The sequence below is a fragment of the Lentzea guizhouensis genome, from assembly GCF_001701025.1.
In the GTDB taxonomy this organism is placed as follows: Bacteria; Actinomycetota; Actinomycetes; order Mycobacteriales; family Pseudonocardiaceae; genus Lentzea; species Lentzea guizhouensis.
The window spans coordinates 4,941,283-4,960,417 of record NZ_CP016793.1 but is presented as its reverse complement, the minus strand read 5'-3'; the positions used below and the strand labels follow the sequence as shown (position 1 = coordinate 4,960,417).

18 protein-coding genes are annotated in these 19,135 nt (G+C 70.7%); 8 read left to right on the top strand and 10 right to left on the bottom strand.

Going from position 1 to position 19,135, the window contains the following annotated elements:
• Nucleotide 1 precedes the first annotated feature (1 nt).
• Nucleotides 2-1,780, top strand: a complete 1,779-nt coding sequence (locus BBK82_RS24535) for an HSP90 family protein (protein ID WP_237048354.1) — start codon at nucleotides 2-4, stop codon at nucleotides 1,778-1,780.
• Nucleotides 1,781-1,784: 4 nt separating this feature from the next.
• The gene (locus BBK82_RS24530) at nucleotides 1,785-4,487 is read left to right on the top strand and encodes a tetratricopeptide repeat protein (protein WP_065917106.1); all 2,703 of its coding nucleotides are present in this window, start codon (nucleotides 1,785-1,787) and stop codon (nucleotides 4,485-4,487) included.
• A 185-nt stretch (nucleotides 4,488-4,672) separates the two neighbouring features.
• Here the strand turns inward: BBK82_RS24530 and BBK82_RS24525 are convergent, their stop codons facing one another.
• From BBK82_RS24525 to infC, 5 genes are all read right to left on the bottom strand, one after another.
• Complete coding sequence (locus BBK82_RS24525) at nucleotides 4,673-5,623, bottom strand: S41 family peptidase (protein ID WP_154697471.1); 951 nt, start codon at nucleotides 5,621-5,623, stop codon at nucleotides 4,673-4,675.
• Nucleotides 5,624-5,672: 49 nt separating this feature from the next.
• Nucleotides 5,673-6,512: a TrmH family RNA methyltransferase gene (locus BBK82_RS24520; RefSeq protein ID WP_071812875.1), complete on the bottom strand. Its 840-nt coding sequence runs from the start codon at nucleotides 6,510-6,512 to the stop codon at nucleotides 5,673-5,675.
• Complete coding sequence (rplT, locus tag BBK82_RS24515; RefSeq protein ID WP_065917103.1) at nucleotides 6,509-6,898, bottom strand: 50S ribosomal protein L20; 390 nt, start codon at nucleotides 6,896-6,898, stop codon at nucleotides 6,509-6,511. The genes BBK82_RS24520 and rplT overlap by 4 nt, the downstream gene beginning before the upstream one ends.
• Nucleotides 6,899-6,983: 85 nt before the next feature.
• Nucleotides 6,984-7,178 (bottom strand): 50S ribosomal protein L35, encoded by a 195-nt coding sequence (gene rpmI, locus BBK82_RS24510; protein ID WP_065917102.1) that lies wholly within the window; start codon nucleotides 7,176-7,178, stop codon nucleotides 6,984-6,986.
• A 50-nt stretch (nucleotides 7,179-7,228) separates the two neighbouring features.
• Complete coding sequence (gene infC, locus BBK82_RS24505; RefSeq protein WP_065917101.1) at nucleotides 7,229-7,843, bottom strand: translation initiation factor IF-3; 615 nt, start codon at nucleotides 7,841-7,843, stop codon at nucleotides 7,229-7,231.
• Between the two features lie 275 nt (nucleotides 7,844-8,118).
• Here infC and BBK82_RS24500 point away from each other — a divergent pair, with 275 nt between their 5' ends.
• Nucleotides 8,119-8,469 (top strand): DUF1844 domain-containing protein, encoded by a 351-nt coding sequence (locus tag BBK82_RS24500; protein WP_065917100.1) that lies wholly within the window; start codon nucleotides 8,119-8,121, stop codon nucleotides 8,467-8,469.
• 7 nt (nucleotides 8,470-8,476) lie between these two features.
• Here BBK82_RS24500 and BBK82_RS24495 read toward each other — a convergent pair whose 3' ends face one another.
• From BBK82_RS24495 to BBK82_RS24475, 5 genes are all read right to left on the bottom strand, one after another.
• Nucleotides 8,477-8,887 carry a hypothetical protein gene (locus tag BBK82_RS24495; RefSeq protein WP_065917099.1) on the bottom strand — a complete coding sequence of 137 codons (411 nt, stop codon included), beginning with the start codon at nucleotides 8,885-8,887 and terminating at the stop codon, nucleotides 8,477-8,479.
• Between the two features lie 220 nt (nucleotides 8,888-9,107).
• Nucleotides 9,108-9,698, bottom strand: coding sequence for a hypothetical protein (locus tag BBK82_RS24490; RefSeq protein WP_065917098.1), 591 nt, complete (start codon nucleotides 9,696-9,698; stop codon nucleotides 9,108-9,110).
• A gap of 191 nt (nucleotides 9,699-9,889) precedes the next feature.
• Complete coding sequence (locus BBK82_RS24485) at nucleotides 9,890-10,270, bottom strand: RidA family protein (protein WP_065917097.1); 381 nt, start codon at nucleotides 10,268-10,270, stop codon at nucleotides 9,890-9,892.
• Nucleotides 10,271-10,282: 12 nt separating this feature from the next.
• Complete coding sequence (locus BBK82_RS24480) at nucleotides 10,283-11,029, bottom strand: IclR family transcriptional regulator (protein ID WP_065917096.1); 747 nt, start codon at nucleotides 11,027-11,029, stop codon at nucleotides 10,283-10,285.
• Complete coding sequence (locus BBK82_RS24475) at nucleotides 11,030-11,995, bottom strand: sugar kinase (RefSeq protein ID WP_065917095.1); 966 nt, start codon at nucleotides 11,993-11,995, stop codon at nucleotides 11,030-11,032.
• Between the two features lie 85 nt (nucleotides 11,996-12,080).
• Here BBK82_RS24475 and BBK82_RS24470 point away from each other — a divergent pair, with 85 nt between their 5' ends.
• The 5 genes from BBK82_RS24470 (at nucleotide 12,081) to BBK82_RS24450 (ending at nucleotide 19,111) form a co-directional block, all read left to right on the top strand.
• Nucleotides 12,081-13,373: an amino acid deaminase gene (locus BBK82_RS24470; RefSeq protein ID WP_065917094.1), complete on the top strand. Its 1,293-nt coding sequence runs from the start codon at nucleotides 12,081-12,083 to the stop codon at nucleotides 13,371-13,373.
• 14 nt (nucleotides 13,374-13,387) lie between these two features.
• Nucleotides 13,388-14,971: an N-acyl-D-amino-acid deacylase family protein gene (locus tag BBK82_RS24465; protein WP_065917093.1), complete on the top strand. Its 1,584-nt coding sequence runs from the start codon at nucleotides 13,388-13,390 to the stop codon at nucleotides 14,969-14,971.
• Nucleotides 14,968-16,368, top strand: a complete 1,401-nt coding sequence (locus tag BBK82_RS24460) for a GntP family permease (RefSeq protein ID WP_065917092.1) — start codon at nucleotides 14,968-14,970, stop codon at nucleotides 16,366-16,368. Before BBK82_RS24465 ends, BBK82_RS24460 begins: the two co-directional genes overlap by 4 nt.
• A 4-nt stretch (nucleotides 16,369-16,372) precedes the next feature.
• Complete coding sequence (locus BBK82_RS24455) at nucleotides 16,373-16,924, top strand: hypothetical protein (protein ID WP_065917091.1); 552 nt, start codon at nucleotides 16,373-16,375, stop codon at nucleotides 16,922-16,924.
• 96 nt (nucleotides 16,925-17,020) lie between these two features.
• Entirely contained in the window at nucleotides 17,021-19,111 is a 2,091-nt protein-coding gene (locus BBK82_RS24450) for an alpha-galactosidase (protein WP_065917090.1), read from the top strand.
• Nucleotides 19,112-19,135 lie beyond the last annotated feature (24 nt).

Here is a 19,135-nt window from a genome sequence, read left to right as displayed (position 1 = left end):
GATGGGCGGCATCATGTCGCACACCTTCCGCGTCGACCTGCGCGGCATCATCGACCTGCTCAGCCACCACCTGTACAGCAGCCCCCGCGTCTACGTGCGTGAGCTGCTGCAGAACGCCGTGGACGCGATCACGGCGCGGCGCGAGCTGGACCCGTCGTGCCCTGCCGAGGTCACGATCACCTGCGGCTCCACGCTGACGATCACCGACACCGGTGTGGGCCTCACCGAGGCCGAGGTGCACGAGCTGCTGTCCACGCTGGGCCGCACGTCGAAGCGCGACGAGCTGGGGTTCGCGCGCGAGGGGTTCCTGGGCCAGTTCGGCGTGGGCATGCTGTCGTGCTTCCTGGTCGCCTCGTCGGTGACGGTGATCACCCGGTCGGCCCGCGGTGGCTCGGCGGTGCGGTGGGAGGCCGACTCTTCCGGCAACTACTCCGTGTCCGAAGTAGACGCTGCAGACGGTGTCGCCGTGGGCACGACGGTGGTGCTGCAGGCGTCCCGCGGCAACGAGCACTGGCTGGAAGCCGACGTGGTGCGGCCGTTGGTGAGCGACTACGGCGATCTGCTGCCCGCGGTCGTCACGGTGGACGGCGATGTCGTCACGCGCGGTGAACGACCGTGGGACCGTGCCGATGACGGGGAGGACGCCGATCTGTCCGCTTACTGCGAGCAGGTGCTGGGCTTCACGCCGTTCGAGGCGATCCCGATCGAGGTCGAGGCGGCCGGGCTGACCGGTGTCGCGTTCGTGCTGCCCTCCGGCGTGCACCCCGGCACGCGGCAGACGCACCGGGTCTACCTGAAGCGGATGCTGGTCGGCGACAACGTCGAGGGCCTGCTGCCGGACTGGGCGTACTTCGTGCGGTGCGTGGTCGACGCGTCCGCGATCCGGCCCACGGCGTCGCGGGAGTCGTTGTACCAGGACGAGATGCTGCTGGCGGTGCGCGAGGAGCTGGGCGAGCAGATCCGCGACTGGCTGATCCGGCTCGACGCGATCGAGCCGCGCCGCGCGGGTGAGCTGCTGGCCGCGCACCACCTCGGCATCAAGTCGCTGGCCCGCTCCGACGACGAGATGCTGCGGCTGGTGGAGCGCTGGCTGCCGTTCGAGACCACGGACGGCGCGATCCCGCTGCGGCAGTTCAAGCGCAAGCACGGCGCGATCCTCTACATCCCCGAGGTCGACGAGTTCCACCAGCTCGCCCCGGTCGCCGCGGCGCAGGGGCTCGGGCTGGTCAACGCCGGCTACGCCTACGACATGGAGCTGCTGAACCGGCTGAGCGCACTGGACGGTCCCGCCGTCGCCCGCCGGGTCGCCCCGAGCGAGCTGCTGGCGGCGCTGGCCGATCCGGAGCCGGAGGTCGAGGCGGCGTTGAAGCTGCGGCTGGCCGAGGGTGCCGCGGCGCTGGACCGGCACGACTGCGACGCGGTGGTCCGCGACTTCGACCCGGTCTCGTTGCCCGCGTTGCTGATCAGCAACGCGGAGCAGCAGCGCAAGCTCGACACCGAGCAGACGGCCGCGGACGCCGACCCGCTGTGGGCGGAGCTGCTGGGCCAGCTGACCGCGGACACCGGTTCGGGGCGGCCGGAGCAGCTGGTGCTGAACTGCCGCAACCCGCTGGTGCAGCGGCTCGCGCGGCTGACCGACCCGTCACTCGTGGAGCTGACGCTCGAATCTCTGTACGTGCACGCCGTCCTGCAGGCGCGGCGGGCCATGCGACCGAAGGACACGGCGGCGCTGAACCGCTCGTTCCTGGAACTGCTCGACCGCGCCGTTGGGGGTAAGTGATCACATGGCCGACTTCACCAGAGAGGACGCGGAGAACGCGTTCCTGGAGGCCTACAACATGCCCACGGGCATGCCGAAGCACGAGGCCCTGGAGCGGGCGGCGCGGATGTCCGACGCGCTCGACCACCTGCCGCTCGGGGTGTCGTGCCGGATCGCGATGATCGACTCGGCCTACTACCTGTCGCGCTACGACCTGATGCTCGCGCCGTTCGCGTGGTGCCTGGGCGCGGAGGAGAAGGACCCGGAGGCGTTCAACGACTACGAGCGCCACTCGCTGGACTGGGCGCACAAGTGGATCTCCACCGGGTTGCGGCGCGACCCGCGGTTCTCGCTGGCACAGCTGCAGGCCGTGATCGGGCAGCTCGCCGACCGCTACGGCAGGCTCGGGTACTCGGTGCAGCCGGTGCACGGCGCCCGTGCCGAGTACGCCTACCACGTCGGTGACGTGGACGCGTTGCGCGAGCACCTCGGCAAGTACCTGGCCACGGAGTCCGGGCCGATGGCGGACTGCGACGCGTGCGTCACCGAGGAGCAGGTGTGGATGCTCGCGCGGCTCGGCCGGCACTCGGAGGCGGCGGGCCACGGCTGGGAAGGCCTGTCCGGCAACACGGGTTGTGCCACGCAGCCGCAGGGGATCCTCTCGGCGTTGCTGTGGCCGTTGCTGGAGATCGGTGACCTGGAGAAGGCCGCGCACGCGCACACGACCGCGTACCGGTTGATCAAGGACGACGAGATCACCTCGTACGTGCACGAGCACATCCGGTTCTGCGCGCTGACCGGCAACGCCGACCGCGGCGAGGAGATCCTGCGCCGGACGCTGCACAAGGTCACCGCGACCCAGCTGCCCGCCGACGAGCTGTCGTTCGCCGAATGCGCTTCCGTTCTGCTGCAACGGCTTCCGGCCGACACGTCGTTCGACGTGCCCTCGGTGGGCACGCTGACCGCCGCCGAGCTGCTCGACCGGTTGTCGACCCGCGCGGTGGAGCTCGCCAAGGCGTTCGACGAGCGCAACGGCACCCCGGCGTGGACCGAGCGGGTCACGCGGGCGCTGGAGCAGGCGGACTACCCGCACGTGCCGCTGGCGGTGCCGGCCGCGATCGCCGAGAAGCCGGCGGAGGAGTCCGTCGTCTTCGGCGACCCCGTCGACATCGCGAACCAGATGGTGGCGCTGTACGAGAGCGGTGACTTCGTGCAGGCGCGCCGGATGCTCGACTCGTTGCCGGCGGACATGGACGCCCTGCTGCCACCGGACCTCGCCGCGCACGCCGGGATCCGCCGGATGACGAGCGGCATCACGCCGTTCGACCCCGAGGCCTTCGAGGCGTTCCTGACCGCGCTGCCCGCCGACATGGCGTTGCGCTACCAGGCCCGCATGGCCGTCAAGCTGGAGAACGGCCGCGAGCTCGCCGAGCGCTGCCTGGCCGAGGCGACCACGGACTACACGAAGACGATCGCCGCGCTGTCGTTGTCGGAGCTGCTCGACGAGGACCACCAGCACGACCAGGCCGGCGAGATGCTGGCGCTGGCGTCCTCTTTGGACGTCGCGGAGCTGCGCGGCCGGGTGCTCGTGCAGTCGGCGGAACACAAGGCGGACCAACAGGACCTCGACGGCGCGTACACCGACGTCGTGGCCGCGCTGGCCGGTGACCTGCCGCCGAACGCCCGCTTCGAGGGCCTGCGGATGCGGTTGCGCCTGGAGACCCTGCTGCGCCGGGTGCCGGAGGCGATGGCCACCGCGGCGACGTTCGTGTCGTCGTTCCCGCTGCCGGAGTCGGCCGAGGCGCGCTGGTACCAGGTGGCGGCCATCCAGGAGCTGGACCAGGAGGGCGCCTGCCTGGCCGAGCTGCGGGAGGCGGTCGCGGTCTCGCGGGTGCACCTCTCCCCCGGCCACACCGCGCACTTCTGCTTCGCGCTGTCGGGCGGCTACGTGCAGACCGACCGGTTCGTCGAGGCCGCCGAGGTGCTGGAGGAGGCGTTGCGCCTGCTGCAGGAGGGCCAGGAGGACCTGCGGCTGCAGGTGGTGTTCCGGCTGGGCCAGGTCTGCCGCACCCTCGACGAGCTCCCCGCCGCCGTGAAGTACCTGCGCGAGGCCGCGTCCCTGCTGCCGCCGGAGGAGGTCGGCCGCCGGGCGTTCCTGCTCGACGCGCTCGCCTCGGTGCTGCACCGGACCGAGGAGCACGAGGAGGCGACGGCCTCGCACCGCGCCGCCGCCGAGCTGTGGCAGTCGGAGGGCAACGTCTCCGAGGCCGTCGGCTCGCTGATCGAGCTGGCCTCCGCGCTGCCCGGCGAGGCCGTGAAGGAGACCCGTTCCGCGCTGGAGGACGCCGAGGCGCTCCTGCCGTCGCTGGACGACCTCACCGAGGTCACCCGGCGCCAGGCCGAGATCGCCGCGATCCGGGCGTTCCTGCACGGCCAGGCCGGCGAGTTCGCGTTGGCCATCAAGCACAACCGCGACGCGGAGTCACTCGCCGCGTCCCTGTCGGAAGAGGGCTGGCGCACGTTCCTGGTCGTCCGCTCGGCCCGGATCCTCCTGGAAGCCGGCGACCCCGAGGGCTCCGAGTCCGAGGCCCGCCGCGCCGCCTCCCTGCTCCCCGACGACTCCTTGGTCGGCGAAGTCCTCTCCGCCCTGTCGGACGCGTTGCAGGCACAGCAGAAAACCCCCGGCACCGACCCCCTCATCCGCACCCTCACCACCCGCCTCGGCTGACCGCACGCGGGGCCCTTTCGTTCCCCTGAGGGAAACGAAAGACTCCCGCGTGACATTTGAAGCGGTCGCACGCGGGGCGCTCTCGTCCGCTTCTGTCGTACGAAAGCTCCCCGCGTGGCACCCGAGTCGAGTGCACGCGGGGAGCTTTCGTGCACCAGGAGAGCACGGAAGGGCCCCGCGTGCGGTCAAGCGGAGGCGAGGGCGGCGGTGGCGGCTTCGTGGATGGCGCGGCGAGGGCCGTCGGAGCCGAGCGTCAGGACGTGGGTGAGGGACTCGCGGTAGGCGACGTCGAACGCCTCGTCGGCGGGCACCTCGACGTGCGGGACGACGCCCACGCCCTCCCAGTTCGTGCCGGAGATCGGGTTGATCGCGCGGCCGTTGGGGATCGACGACTTGAGGTGCGGGCCGACCCGGTAGCGGTCGCCGGGGTGGGCGCCGCCCTTCGTGGTCTCACCGATGAGGGTGGCGCGCTTGTTCTGCCGCAGGTTGTAGCTGAGCTCCTCGGCACCGGAGAAGGTGCGGGAGCTGGTCAGCACGAAGACCGGCTTGGTGCCGCCGAACCGCGCGCCCGGCACGTGCGGCAGGGTCCAGAACTGCTGGGTGGTGTCGTCCGGGCGGTTGTAGATGTCGTTGAGGTGCACCGGCTCGTCGAACAGGTAGCTGCAGATCAACGCGACCGTGTGCGGGTCGCCGCCACCGTTGTCGCGCAGGTCGATGATCAACGCGTCGGTGTGGGCGACGAGGTTCATGGCGGCGGTGATGGCGGGCGTGGCGACCTCGGCGTCGTGCAGCAGCCGGAGGTTCAGCAGGCCGACGTTGCCGGCGAGGCGTTCGACGCGGGTGATGCCGAACGCGTCGAGCTCGGCCTCACGCCGGTAGGCGACCGGGTCCCAGGCCGACTCCTGGTCGCTCTCCGGCACCTCGTCGTGGCTGTGCAACAACCGGAGGTGCTTGTCGCCGTTGACCTTCTGCAGGTCCGCGGTCACGAGGGCGGCGAACCGCTCGTCGTCCACGTCGGCGTAAGCGCCCTCGGCGAGGCGGGTGCGCAGGACGGTCGCGATCTCGATCGCCGTGTCGGGGAAGACGTAGTAGGAGGCGAGCTGGGAGCAGAGGAGTTCGATCTCGGGTTCGCGCACCCGGCACACGATACGAAAACCGCGGGGAACCGCCAGCGGTTTTCGCGCGTCAGCCGCGCTGGTCGCGGGCCGAGGCGTAGAGGCAGACCGCGGCGGCCGTCGCCAGGTTCAGGCTCTCGGCGGCGCCGTACAGCGGCACCTTCAACGACGTGTCGAGCCTCGCGACCACGTCGTCGGGCAGGCCGTGGGCCTCGCTGCCGAACACCCACGCGGTGGGCTGCACCAGGTCACCCTTGGCCGAGGCTTCGACGAGGTCGTGCTCCGCGTAGCCGTCGGCGGCGACGAGCCTGAGCCCGGCGGCACGACAGGCGGCGAAGACCTCGTCCGCGTCGCGCGAGCGGGCGATCGGCAGGTGGAAGAGCGAGCCCGTGGAGGCGCGCACGCACTTGCCGTTGTGCGGGTCGACGGTGTCACCGGCGAAGATCACCGCGTCGGCTCCCGCGGCGTCCGCGACACGGGTGACCGTGCCGGCGTTGCCGGGGTCGGAGACGCCGTACAGCACCGCGACGAGACGTGGGGTGCCGCGCAGCGCCTGGTCGAGGGGCTGCGGGACGGCGTCGACCACGGCGACGAGGCCCTGGGGCGTCACGGTCTCCGACAACGACGCGGCGGCCTTGTCGGTCACCTCGCTGATCCGGATGCCCGCGGCGGACGCGGACTGGAGCAGCTCGGGGTTGCGGTCGGCCGCGGTGGCGGTGACGAAGAGCTCGTGGACCTCGCCCTGGTTCCAGGCGAGTGCTTCCCGCACGGCTTGGGCGCCCTCGACGAGGAACCGGCCCGCCTTGTCGCGGCCCTGGCGGCGGGTGAGGTGGCGAGCAGCAACGACCCGAGGCGTCCGTTCGGTGAACGGAGCTGCCTCGGGTCGTTGAGCGCGTGCGTGCTGGCTCAGGCCTTGTCCCCGGCCGGGGCGTTCACGTCGGCCGGGAGCGCGCCACGGGCGATCTCGACGAGGGCGGCGAACGCGGTCCCGTCGTGGACGGCCAGGTCGGCCAGGATCTTGCGGTCGACCTCGACACCGCCCAGGCGCAGGCCCTGGATGAGGCGGTTGTAGGTCATCCCGTTCGCGCGGGCAGCGGCGTTGATCCGCTGGATCCACAGCTTGCGGAAGTCGCCCTTGCGCGCACGCCGGTCGCGGTACGCGTAGTTGAGCGAGTGGAGCACCTGCTCCTTGGCCTTGCGGTACAGCCTCGAGCGCTGCCCGCGGTAACCGCTGGCCAGCTCGAGGGTGGTACGGCGCTTCTTCTGGGCGTTCACAGCCCGCTTGACGCGTGCCACGGGTCCATCCTGTCGATCTCAAGGGGGCGGTGCTCACCAGGGACTGGTGCTGCCGCCCCGAAATTAGCTAGGGGGTCGAAGCAGGTCAGAGACCGAGCAGCTTCTTCATGCGGGGAGCATCGGCCGGGGAGACCACGGTCGTGCCGGCCATGCGACGCGTCTCACGGCTGGACTTGACCTCCAGGCGGTGGCGCTTGCCCGTCTTCTCACGGACGATCTTCCCGCTGCCGGTCACCCGAACTCGCTTCGCGGTGCCCTTGTGCGTCTTGTTCTTCGGCATTTCCGTCCTCGTCTCGTGCTACCCACCGGGTCGGGGGCGGCCATGCGTCCTTACTCGGCGGCCTCGGGGGCTTCGTCGGCTTCGACGACGCCGTCCTGCTCCTGCTTGACCGGACGCGGCTTGATGTTCTTGTGCGGCGCCAACACCATGATCATGTTGCGGCCGTCCTGCTTGGGGTTCGACTCGACGAAGCCCAGCTCCGCGACGTCCTCCGCCAGCTTCTGCAACAACCGGTAGCCGAGCTCGGGGCGCGACTGCTCGCGACCGCGGAACATGATGGTCACCTTGACCTTGTTCCCGTGCGAGAGGAAGCGGGCCACGTGGCCCTTCTTCGTCTGGTAGTCGTGCGGGTCGATCTTCGGCCGGAGCTTCTGCTCCTTGATGATCGTCAGCTGCTGGTTCCGACGGGACTCGCGTGCCTTCTGCGCGGTCTCGTACTTGAACTTGCCGTAGTCCATGAGCTTGCAGACCGGCGGGCGAGCCTGAGCGGCGACCTCGACGAGGTCGAGATCCGCTTCCTGCGCGAGTCGGAGCGCGTCCTCGATGCGAACGATCCCGACCTGCTCACCATTCGGCCCGACCAGACGAACTTCCGGCACCCGAATGCGGTCGTTGATGCGCGGCTCGGTGCTGACGGGTGCACCGCGGTTCGAGGGACTTGTCATTCACGTCCTTTGAGACTCGGTTGCGCCAAAGACAAGAGCCCCGTCGTCGATGACGACAGGGCCCGCTTCCGACCGATCACAAACCTGAACGGCGGGCACCCGCGTGCCCTGCTGCCAGGAGGACCGGACCCGGCCACCTCAAGAAGCGGTGATCGCGGGTGGGAGCGGGGCTCCACTTGCCGCTCCCGCATGAACGGGAGCTGGTCGCGTCGGAAATAGTAGCAGACGCGGTTGTCAACCCCCGAATCGAGGCCGGGCGAGTCGCGCTTGCTTGAATGTCCCACGTGACTGACCCGCTGGAAGACAGCATCCGTGACCTGGGCGACGTCCCGAGCATCGAGGTCATCAGCCGCGCGGCCGTGATGCTGCTGTCCGCCGCCGCCGAGCGCCTCGGCCTCGCGGACCCGGACCCCGACTCCTCCCCGCGCCGCGACCTCGACGAGGCCCGCCGCCTGATCACCGCGCTGGCGGGCCTCATCACCGCCTCCTCGGAGTACCTCGGCCCGCACGCCGCCCCGCTGAAGGACGGCCTGCAGTCGGTGCAACGCGCGTTCCGCGAGGCCTCGGTGGTGCCGGACGAGCCGGGTCAGGGCCCCGGTGAGAAGTTCACCGGCCCCGTCTACTGACGCTGGTCTACGGGTCGGCCCGCACCACGACCGGTTCCCACGGCTGGGCGGTGACGGAGAAGACGGCGGAGGCCCGCTGTCCCGTCGCCGCCCGGAACGGCACGCTGACGCCGTTGGGCAGCGGCCCGACCTCCACGTGCTCGCCGGGCGGCTCGTCGTTGACCGACAGCCCGAGCACCCGCGAGCCCGGCACGACCGACACCGTCACCTGGTCGAGCACCGCGGGCCCGCCGAAGTAGCTGAGGTGGAACTCGTCGGGCGCGCCCGGCGTGATCTCGAACGTCGGCATGCCGCGCCGCCGCCGTTCCGCCGAGACGCTCTCGGCGATCTCCTCGATCCGCTCGATCGCGAACTGCCCGGCCCGCTGCGCCTCGTCGGCGAGCATCCGCGCGGCACCGGCCGCGTCCTGCGAGCCCACCGCCGCCCGGGCGCGTCCTCGGCCGCCTTGCGCGCCTCGTCGACCGCCGTCTTGGCCTGCAACGCACTCGCGGTGGCCTGCTCGACCGCCTTGCGCGCCGCCGCGGCCTCCTCCTGCGCCGCCCGCGCGGCACTTTGCGCGTTCTTCGCCTCACGCGCCTGCCACAAGGCCACCGCCACCGAGCACAGCGACACCACGGCGGCGATCACCGCGATCACGGTCATGCCCGCACCCCCAGCGCCGCGAGCTCACGGCGGGCCAGCTCGTCGATCACGTCGGTGTCGCCCGTCCGCCACGCCACCGCCGGGTCGCCGTCGAACTTCGCGAGCTGCCGCGGCGACAGGCTGGTGAGCGCCCGCAGCGCGAGCAGGTCCGGCTTGTCGCGCAGCTTCTCGATCCCCGCCGCCTTGCGCGCGTAGCGGAGCCTGACCGGCAACCACGTGACCAACAGGAACAGCACCGGGATCACGACCAGCGCCGCGGCGAGCCAGAACGCCGAGTCCTCGACGACGCCGATCTGCGCGTTGCCCGCACTCGTCAGGGTCTCGCCGGCCTTGGTCCCGTTGCCCAGCGCCCCGGACAGGTCGTCGCCCACCAGCGGCACGTCCCGGGCCTTGTCCGCGGCGTTGGTGAAGACGTCCCGGATGCTGCCGCCCGCGCTGACGAGCCCGTCCCCCGGCGCCCGCAGCTCGAGCACCCAGTCGTGGACCGTGGTGGCCACCCAGATCCAGAGCGCCACCCACCCGACGGCGAGCAGGTCCGCCACCACCTGACGCGTGAGCCTGATCGGTCTGTCCGCGTACCACTTCATGGGGCGGATGCTGCCACGTGACCGATTGAGCGTCGATGATCACGTCCCGTTCCTGAGAAGCGACAGGAGTCACACCACTCCGTCCGTCCTGCTCAGCGCGCCGGTTGCCCCAAGTGGTCCAGCGGGCTTGCTTCTCCCGCAACGAGAAGCGGGGCGCACCCCGGAAGGCACGCCCCGCGAAAGCCCCGCGCTCAGTCCACGACCGCGAGCGCGTCGATCTCCACCAGCAGCCCGGCCGGCAGCCCGACGTACACCGTCGTCCGCGCCGGAGCCGGGTCCGTCACGAACTCGCCGTACACCTCGTTCAGCTCCGCGAAGTGCGCGGTGTCGGTGAGGTACACGCGGATCATCACCACGTCGTCGATCGACGCGCCCCCCGCGGCCAGCACCGCGTTGAGGTTCGCGAACGTCTGCCGCGTCTGCTCGGCGACCGTGGACCCGACGATCTCTCCGGTCGACGGGTCGAACGCGACCTGGCCCGCCACCTGCAGGATGTTGCCCTTGCGCACACCCTGCGAGAACCGCGCGACCGGCTGCGGCGCGTCGGCAGTCTTGATCTCAACCTTGGACAACGTGCTTTCCCCTTACCTCGGAACGTAACCGCATTCGACGGACGCGGCTTCTGCGGTGGCGAGCAGGTCTGGCAGGTGCGCGAGCAGCCCGTCGAAGTCGAGCAGCACCTTGGGCACCGACATGGACACCGCGGCGAGGACCTCGCCGCGCGAACCCTTGATCGGCGCGCCGATGCAGTGGATGAAGTCCTCGTGCTCGGCGTTGTCGACGGCGTACCCGGTGGCGCGCACGCGGTCGAGCTCGGCCAGGTAGGCGGCGGGGCCGGTGATGGTGTTCGCGGTCAGGCGCGGGAACTCCATCCCGGCCAGCACCTTCTGCAACGTGGCCGGCGGCAGGTCGGACAGCAGGATCTTCGCGACGGCCGTGCAGTGCAGCGGGGCGCGGCGGCCGATGCGGGAGTACATGCGCATCGGGTGCGAGGACTCGTACTTGTCGATGTAGATGACCTCACCGTCCTCATAGGACGCGAGGTGGATCGTGTAGCCCAGCTTGGAGTTCAGCTCGCGCAACGCGGGTTCGGCGGCGCGGCGCACGTCGCGTTCCTCCAGGGCGCGGTTGGCGAGGTCGAACAACGCCGTGCCGAGCCGGTAGTGGTGCACGCCGTCGCGCTGGACGAACCGGTGCGTCTCCAGGGTCCGCAGCAGCCGCAGCGTCGTCGACTTGTGCACGCCGATCACGCCGGACAGCTCGTCCAGCGTCTTCGGGCCCGTCGCGAGCTGGCTCACGAGTGTGAGCGCGCGGTCGAGGCTCTGGCTCATCTACACCTCCAGGCGGGCGGCGGCCCAGGTCTGCGGATCGGCGTGCAGCAGGCGTGACGTCACGTCGGCCGGCAAAGGATCGCCGACGTCCTCCGCAGTCAGCAAAGCGGAGGCCGCCTGCAGGTGTCCCGCCCGCAGCCGCACCGGGGCCGGCTCACCCGCCAGCGTCGCCGCCAGGAAGCCCGCCGCGAACGCGTCACCGGCGCCGACCGGTTCCACGACCTGCACCTGCAACGCCGGCTCGAACCACGAGTCCGACTCCTCCAGCAGCGTCGCGCCGTCCGATCCCTGCTTCACCACGAGCGACTTCGGGCCGGGCAGCAACGTGCGCAGCCGCGCCGGGTCGCCCGTGCCCCACACCAGCTCGGCCTCGTCCGCACCGGCCAGCACGACGTCGGCCATGTCGGCGAGCTCGCGCAGCACCCGCGGGTCGCGGTCGGCCCACAGCGCCGGTCGCCAGTTCAGGTCGAACGAGATCCGGTACCCGTGCCGCGGCCTGCGCAGCAGCTCCCGCATCATCGCCAGGCACGAGTCGGACAACGCCGCGGTGATCCCGCTGAGGTGCACGAGCCTCACCTCGCCCAGCCCCAGCCGGTCGATCATCTCCAGCCCCATGCCCGACGCCGCCGACCCGCGCCGGTAGTACCGCACCGGGCTCCCGTGCGGCGAGGCCTCCTTGACGTACAGCCCGGTCGGCCTGGTCGGGTCGATCCGCACACCGGAGACGTCGACGCCGAACCCGCTCACGGTGTCCAGCACCGCGAGGCCGAACGAGTCGTCGCCGACCGCGCTCACCCACGACGAGGAGACGCCGAGGCGCGACAGGTGGCAGGCGACGTTGGACTCGGCCCCGCCGATGGCGCGGTGCCAGGTGCGCACCAGGTGCACGGGACCGGGTTCAGCCGGAACCATCATCACCATGGTCTCGCCGAGACACACGACACCGCCAACGTGTTCGAACCGCATGCGTGCTCCAGAGGTGTTCGTTGACGGCGGCGCACCCGAATGCTACACACTCCAGCATCACATCGCGCAATGGGAGTTGCAAAATATGCAACAACTGACGGAGATGAACCTCTCCGCGGTCGCCGACATCCGGTCCGAACGCATCGACTGGCGGTTCAAGGGCCTGCCGTCGAGCGTCTTCGGCTCGACGATCGGCGAGGTCGCGGACCGGCGGCTCGACCTGTTCGCCGACGAGTTCGTCGGCCCGCTGGTCGTGCTGGACGCGGACGCGTTGACGCACAACCTGACAACGATGGCCACGTGGTGCGACAACCACGGCGTGAAGCTCGCCCCGCACGGCAAGACGACGATGGCGCCACAGCTCTTCCGGCGCCAGATCGAGCACGGCGTCTGGGGCCTGACCGCGGCGAACGCCTCCCAGCTGCGCGTCTACCGGGCGTTCGGCGTGCAACGGGTCCTGCTGGCGAACCAGCTGCTCGACCCGGCCGGGCTGCGCTGGCTGGTCGCCGAGCTGGACGCCGACCCGCGGTTCGAGTTCAGCTGCTGGGTCGACTCCGAGGCCGGCGTCGCGCTGATGAGCGAGACGCTGCAGGAGCTGAACCCCTCCCGGCCGGTCGACGTGCTGGTCGAGCTGGGCGCACCCGGCGGCCGCACCGGTGCGCGGGACCTCGAGACGGCGCTGGCCGTGGCACGGGCGGTCGGCCAGAGCCCGGCGCTGCGGCTGGTCGGCGCCGGCGGGTACGAGGGCGCGCTCGCCCACGACGCGTCGGAGTCCTCGCAGTCCGTGGTGGACCGCTACCTGACCGACCTGCGCACGCTCACGACCCGGCTCGCCGACGCGGGCCTGTTCGACGAGCTGGACGAGGTGATCGTCACCGCCGGTGGCAGCGCGTACTTCGACCAGGTCGCCGCGCAGCTCACCCGGCCGTGGCCGATGGCGGTCACCCCGGTGCTGCGCAGCGGCGCGTACATCACGCACGACGACGGCTTCTACCGCGGCATCTCGCCGTTCGCCCGGATCGACGGCGTGCAGCCGTTCAAGTCGGCCCTGCGCGCCTGGGCCCAGGTCACCTCACGGCCGCAGCGCGACCTGGCGCTGCTCACGATCGGCAAGCGCGACGCGTCGTTCGACGAGGGCCTGCCGGAGCCGCAGCTCCTCCGCCGCCGCGACGGCGCGGTCGCCCCGCTGGCCCAGGCGGAGGTGACCGCGCTGAACGACCAGCACGCGTTCCTGAAGCTCGGCCCGGAGGCCACGGTCAGGGTCGGCGACTGGATCGGCCTCGGCCTGTCGCACCCCTGCACGGTGTTCGACAAGTGGCAGCTCATCCCGGTCGTCGAGGGCACGACCGTCGTCGACCTGATTCGCACCTACTTCTAGACAGGAGTGCCCCGATGGACGACGTCGTCCTGCGCGGACCACTGATCGCTGACGGCACGGGTTCCCCCGCCTACCGGGCGGACGTGGGGATCAAGGACGGCGTCATCTCGTCGATCGGTGACGGGATCTCGGCCACCCGGTCGATCGACGCGGACGGGCTGGTGCTCGCGCCGGGCTTCATCGACATGCACTCGCACTCGGACCTGCGGATCCTCGCCGAGCCGGACCACCTGGCGAAGGTCTCGCAGGGGGTCACGACCGAGGTGCTGGGCCAGGACGGCCTGTCGTACGCGCCGGTGAACGACGAGGTGCTCGCGACGCTGCGCGGCCAGCTCGCCGGCTGGAACGACGACCCGCCGGGCTTCGACTGGAACTGGCGCTCGGTCGGTCAGTACCTCGACCGGCTCGACCAGGGCATCGCGGTCAACGCCGCCTACCTGGTGCCGCAGGGGACGCTCCGGATGCTCGCCGTCGGCTGGGACGACCGGCCCGCGACCGAGGCCGAGATGCTCGTCATGAAGAACAAGCTCGCGAAGTCGTTGGTGGAGGGCGCTTTCGGCATGTCCTCCGGGCTCACCTACACGCCCGGCATGTACGCGGACACGTCCGAACTGGTCCAGCTCTGCGAGGTCGTCGGGAACTACGGCGGTTTCTACAGCCCGCACCACCGCAGCTACGGCGCGGGCGCGCTGGAGGCGTACGCCGAGATGGTGGACGTCTCGAAGCGCTCCGGCTGCCCGTTGCACCTCGCGCACGCCACGATGAACTTCCCGGTGAACAAGGGCAAGGCGCCGGAGCTGCTGGCGTTGCTGGACGACGCCATCGCCGGAGGCGCCGACATCTCGCTGGACACCTACCCGTACCTGCCGGGCGCGACCTACCTGTCCGCGCTGCTCCCGTCCTGGGCGACGGAGGGCGGACCGGACAGCGCACTGGCAAGGTTGTCCGATGTGGACATCCGCGAACGCATCCGCGAGGAGATCGAGGAGATCGGCTCGGACGGCTGCCACGGCGTGCCGGTCGACTGGGACTCCATCGAGATCAACGGTGTCCGCAACGACCACAACGCGCACCTGGTCGGCTCCAGCGTCCTGCAGTCCGCGGCACGGCTCGGGCGCAACCCGGCCGACCTGTACTTCGACGTGCTGGTCGACGAACGCCTGGGTACCTCCTGCCTCATGCACGTCGGGCACGAGGAGAACGTGCAGGCGATCATGAAGCACCCGGCGCACACCGGCGGCAGCGACGGCCTGCTCGTCGGCGACCGCCCCCACCCGCGCGCGTGGGGCACGTTCCCCCGCTACTTCGCGCGCTACGTCCGCGAGCTGGGCGTGCTGAGCCTGGAGGAGTGCGTCGAGCACCTCACCGGCCGTGCCGCCAAGCGTTTGCGGCTCACCGACCGGGGTCTGGTCCGCGAGGGTTTCGCGGCCGACCTGGTGCTGTTCGACGCTGCCGCGATCGCCGACACGGCGACCTTCGACCAGCCTCGCCAGCAGGCCACCGGCATCCCGTTCGTGTTCTGCAACGGGGTGCCGGTGATCGACGACGGAACCGCCACCGGCGCATTGCCAGGCCATTCACTCAGGAGCCGCCCGTGATCGACTGGTTGCAACACTCAACACCGGGTCTGCTGACCCTGGCGGTGGTCAGCATCGCGGTGCTGCTCCTGCTGATCATCAAGTTCAAGGTCGAGCCGTTCATCGCGCTGATCGTCGTCGCCCTGCTGGTGGCGCTGGCCGCAGGCGTGCCGACGGAGCAGCTGGTCGGGTCAGCGCAGAAGGCCTCGGACTCGTTGCTGGAGAAGGGCTTCGGCGGCATCCTCGGCCACATCGCCGCGATCATCGGTCTCGGCACGCTGCTGGGCGCGATCCTCGAGGCGTCCGGCGGCGCGCAGGTGCTGATGGACAAGCTGATGAGCACGTTCGGCGAGAAGCGCGCGCCGGTCGCGATCGGCCTGGCCGGTCTGATCTTCGGTGTGCCGGTCTTCTTCGACATCGGCATCTTCGTGCTGGCGCCGCTGGTGTACGTGGCGGCCAAGCGCAGCGGCAAGTCGATCGTGCTGTTCAGCATGCCGTTGCTCGCGGGCCTGTCGGTCATGCACGCGTTCATGCCGCCGCACCCCGGACCGGTGGCGGCGGCCGGTCTGCTGGGCGTGTCGCTCGGCTGGATCATCATCATGGGTCTCGCCGTGGCGCTCCCGTCCTGGCTCGTCGGCGGTGTCTTCTACTCGTACTGGATCGGCAAGCGCATCAACGTCCCGGTGCCGGAGGAGATGCTGGCGGCGGCCGAGCTGGCGCGGTCGGAGAACGGCTCGGACGAGAAGCCACCACCGCTGGGCCTGGTGCTCGCGATCATCGGCCTGCCCCTGGTGCTGATCCTCGCCGGCACCTTCGGCTCGATCCTGCTGACCAAGGGAACGCGCCTGTACTCGGTGGCGACGTTCTTCGGCACGCCCGCGGTGGCGCTGACGATCTCGGTGCTGCTCGCGTTCTGGCTGCTGGGTTTCCGGCGCGGCATGACCCGCGAGAAGGTCGCGGAGATGTCCGCCGCCTCGCTGAAGCCGGTCGCGATGATCCTGCTCGTGGTCGGTGCCGGTGGGTTCTTCGGTGCCGTGCTGGCCGCGACGGGCATCGGCAAGACCCTCGCGAACGAGCTGGCCGGCATCGGTCTCCCGGTGATCGCGCTGTCGTACGTGATCAGCTGCGTCATCCGCATCGCCCAGGGTTCCGCGACGGTCGCGATCGTGACGACCGCGGGCATCGTGGCACCGGTGCTGGCGGACCTGGACTACTCGCAGCCGCAGCTCGCGCTGGTCGTCATGGCCATCGCGTCCGGTTCGATCATCGCCTCGCACGTCAACGACGGCGGGTTCTGGATCGTGTCGCGGTACTTCGGGCTGTCGGTGAAGGAGACGCTGCAGTCGTGGACCGTGCTGGAGACGATCCTGTCGGTGGTCGGTTTCGTGGTGGCCGCGCTGCTCAGTCTGGTTGTCTGACCGTGTGCACCGAAACCTGATCTGCGTGCTCGTGGTCGCGGCGGTGGCGGGGTGCTCCTCGCCACCGCCGGTCTCGTCTCCCCCGTCGTCGGCCGCGCCGGACAAGGCCGCCGTGCTCGCCTGGGTGGACCAGGTCTGCGCCGCCGGCAAGCCGACCCTCACGGTCAGCGCCGTGGTCGCGATGGGGCCGAAGTTCGCCCAGGGACAGCAACCGGTGGAAGCCGACCGGCCAGCCGTGATCGCGTACGTCACCAAGCTGCTCGACATGCACGCGCAGGCCAAGGCCGCCTACGACGCCGTCGGTCCGTCGCCGGTCCCGCGCGGCGACGAGCTGGTCGCCGGGCGCCGCAAGGGCTTGGGCGAGCTCGTGCCGAAGCTGCAGGAGTACCTGGACAACGTGCGGAGGTTCCCGCCGCAGGGCATCGACGCTCCCGCGCTGCTCGCCGGCGTCGAGGTCGTGTCGTGGAAACCGGAGGGCCCTGGCCTGGGCGAGCTGCGCGACGCCCACCCCGTCCTGGACGAGGCCTACAAGCAGGCTCCGAACTGCACGGGCTAAGACACAACCGAACAGATTCAAACGCTTGACAAGCCGGGACACGGGATCTGAGGATCGGCACAATGTTCATTTGTGTTTGATGTGAACGGGGCCCGCATGAGCAACACCGAGGTCGTGCACCTGCACGACGACACCTCCAGCGTCGTCATCACGGTCGAGGGCACGAGCCTGCCGGTCGTGGCGCACTGGGGGCGAACGCTCGGCAACGTCGACCAGGCCGCACTGCGCGGCCTGGTCGACGTCGTCTCGTGGACCAACCCGAACAACGCGCCGGACGTGCCGGTCCCGCTCGCGCTGCTGCCCGACGCGGGCGCCGGGTACTCCGGTCGCCCCGGCCTGCGCGGCCACCGCGCCGGTGCGCACTTCGCGCCCTCGTTGCGGGTCACCTCGTTCTCCGGCGAGGACGGCTCGATCTTCCGCTACGTCGCCTCCGACGAGGCCGCGCAGCTCACCGTGACCGGCACCGTCGAGCTGCTGGAGTCCGGCATGCTCCGCGTGCGGCACGTCGTCCGCAACGACGGCGAGACGCCGTACTCCTTGGAGGGCCTGGAAACCGCGCTGCCCGTCCCCTCGCACGCCACCGAGCTGCTCGACTTCACCGGCCGCTGGAGCCGTGAGCGCGCACCGCAGCGGCAGGCGTTCAACTACGGCACGTGGGCGCGGGAGAGCCGGCGCGGGCGCACCGGGCACGACGCGACCATCGGCCTGCTGGCGGGGACGCCGGGGTTCTCGTTCCGCACCGGTGAGGTGTGGGCGCTGCACGTGGCGTGGAGCGGCAACCACGTGACGTACGCGGAGAACCCGGTCGACGGCATGCCCGTGCTGGGTGGCGGCGAGCTGCTGCTGCCGGGCGAGATCACGCTGGAACCCGGCCAGGAGCACGAGACGCCGTGGCTGTACGCGGCGTACTCACCCGCCGGCATCGACGGCATCAGCGCCGCCTTCCACCGGCAGCTGCGGGAACGGCCGCAGCGTCCCCGCCCGGTCGTGCTGAACACCTGGGAAGCCGTGTACTTCGACCACGACCTGGCGCGGCTGACCTCGCTCGCCGACACCGCCGCGGCCATGGGCGTGGAGCGGTTCGTGCTCGACGACGGCTGGTTCCGGCACCGCCGTGACGACTCCGCCGGGCTCGGTGACTGGTTCGTCGACGAGACGGTGTGGCCGGACGGGCTGACCCCGTTGATCAAGCACGTCCGCGCGCTCGGCATGGAGTTCGGGCTCTGGTTCGAACCGGAGATGATCAACACCGACTCCGACCTCTACCGCGCCCACCCCGACTGGGTGCTCGGGCCACGTCCCGGCGTGCTGCCGCCGCCGTCGCGCAACCAGCAGGTGCTGAACATCGCGCACCCCGAGGCCTACGCGTACATCCTCGACCGCGTGTCCTCGGTGTTGGCGGACAACGACATCGCGTTCGTGAAGTGGGACCACAACCGCGACCTGATCGGCTCCCGCGTGCACGAGCAGACCGCCGCGTTCTACCGGTTGCTGGACGAGCTGAGGCTGCGGCACCCGCACGTGGAGATCGAGAGCTGCTCGTCCGGCGGCGGGCGGATCGACCTGGGGGTGCTCGCCCGGACCGACCGCGTGTGGACCTCGGACTGCAACGACGCCCTGGAGCGCCAGCTGATCCAGCGGTGGACCGGTGTGTTCCTGCCGCCGGAGCTGATGGGCGCGCACGTCGGCCCCACGAAGTCGCACACCACCGGACGCGTGCACGACCTGTCGTTCCGGGTGGCCACGGCGATGTTCGGGCATTTCGGCATCGAGTGGGACATCAACTCGGCGACCGACTCCGAACGCGCGGGGCTGCAGGCCGCGATCGAGTACTACAAGGACGTGCGGTCGTTGCTGCACAGCGGTGTCGTCGTGCACTCCGACCACCCGGACCCCGCGGCCTGGGTGCACGGGATCGTCGCCGCGGACCGGTCCGAGGCACTCTTCGGCTACGTGCAGCTCACGACGTCGACGCAGAACAAGCCGCGCCGGGTGCGGCTGCCGGGACTCGACCCCGCCAGGACGTACCGGCTCTCGTTCGACGCCCCCGCCGGGTGGCCCGGCCTGACACAACGGCAACCGGCGCCGTGGACGCCGGTGGAGCTGCCCGGTTCGGTGCTGTCCGAGATCGGGATCCAGCTCCCCGTGCTGGAACCGGAACAGGCCGTCCTGCTTCGTCTGCGATAGGGAAAAGCCCCGGCGGGAACGTTC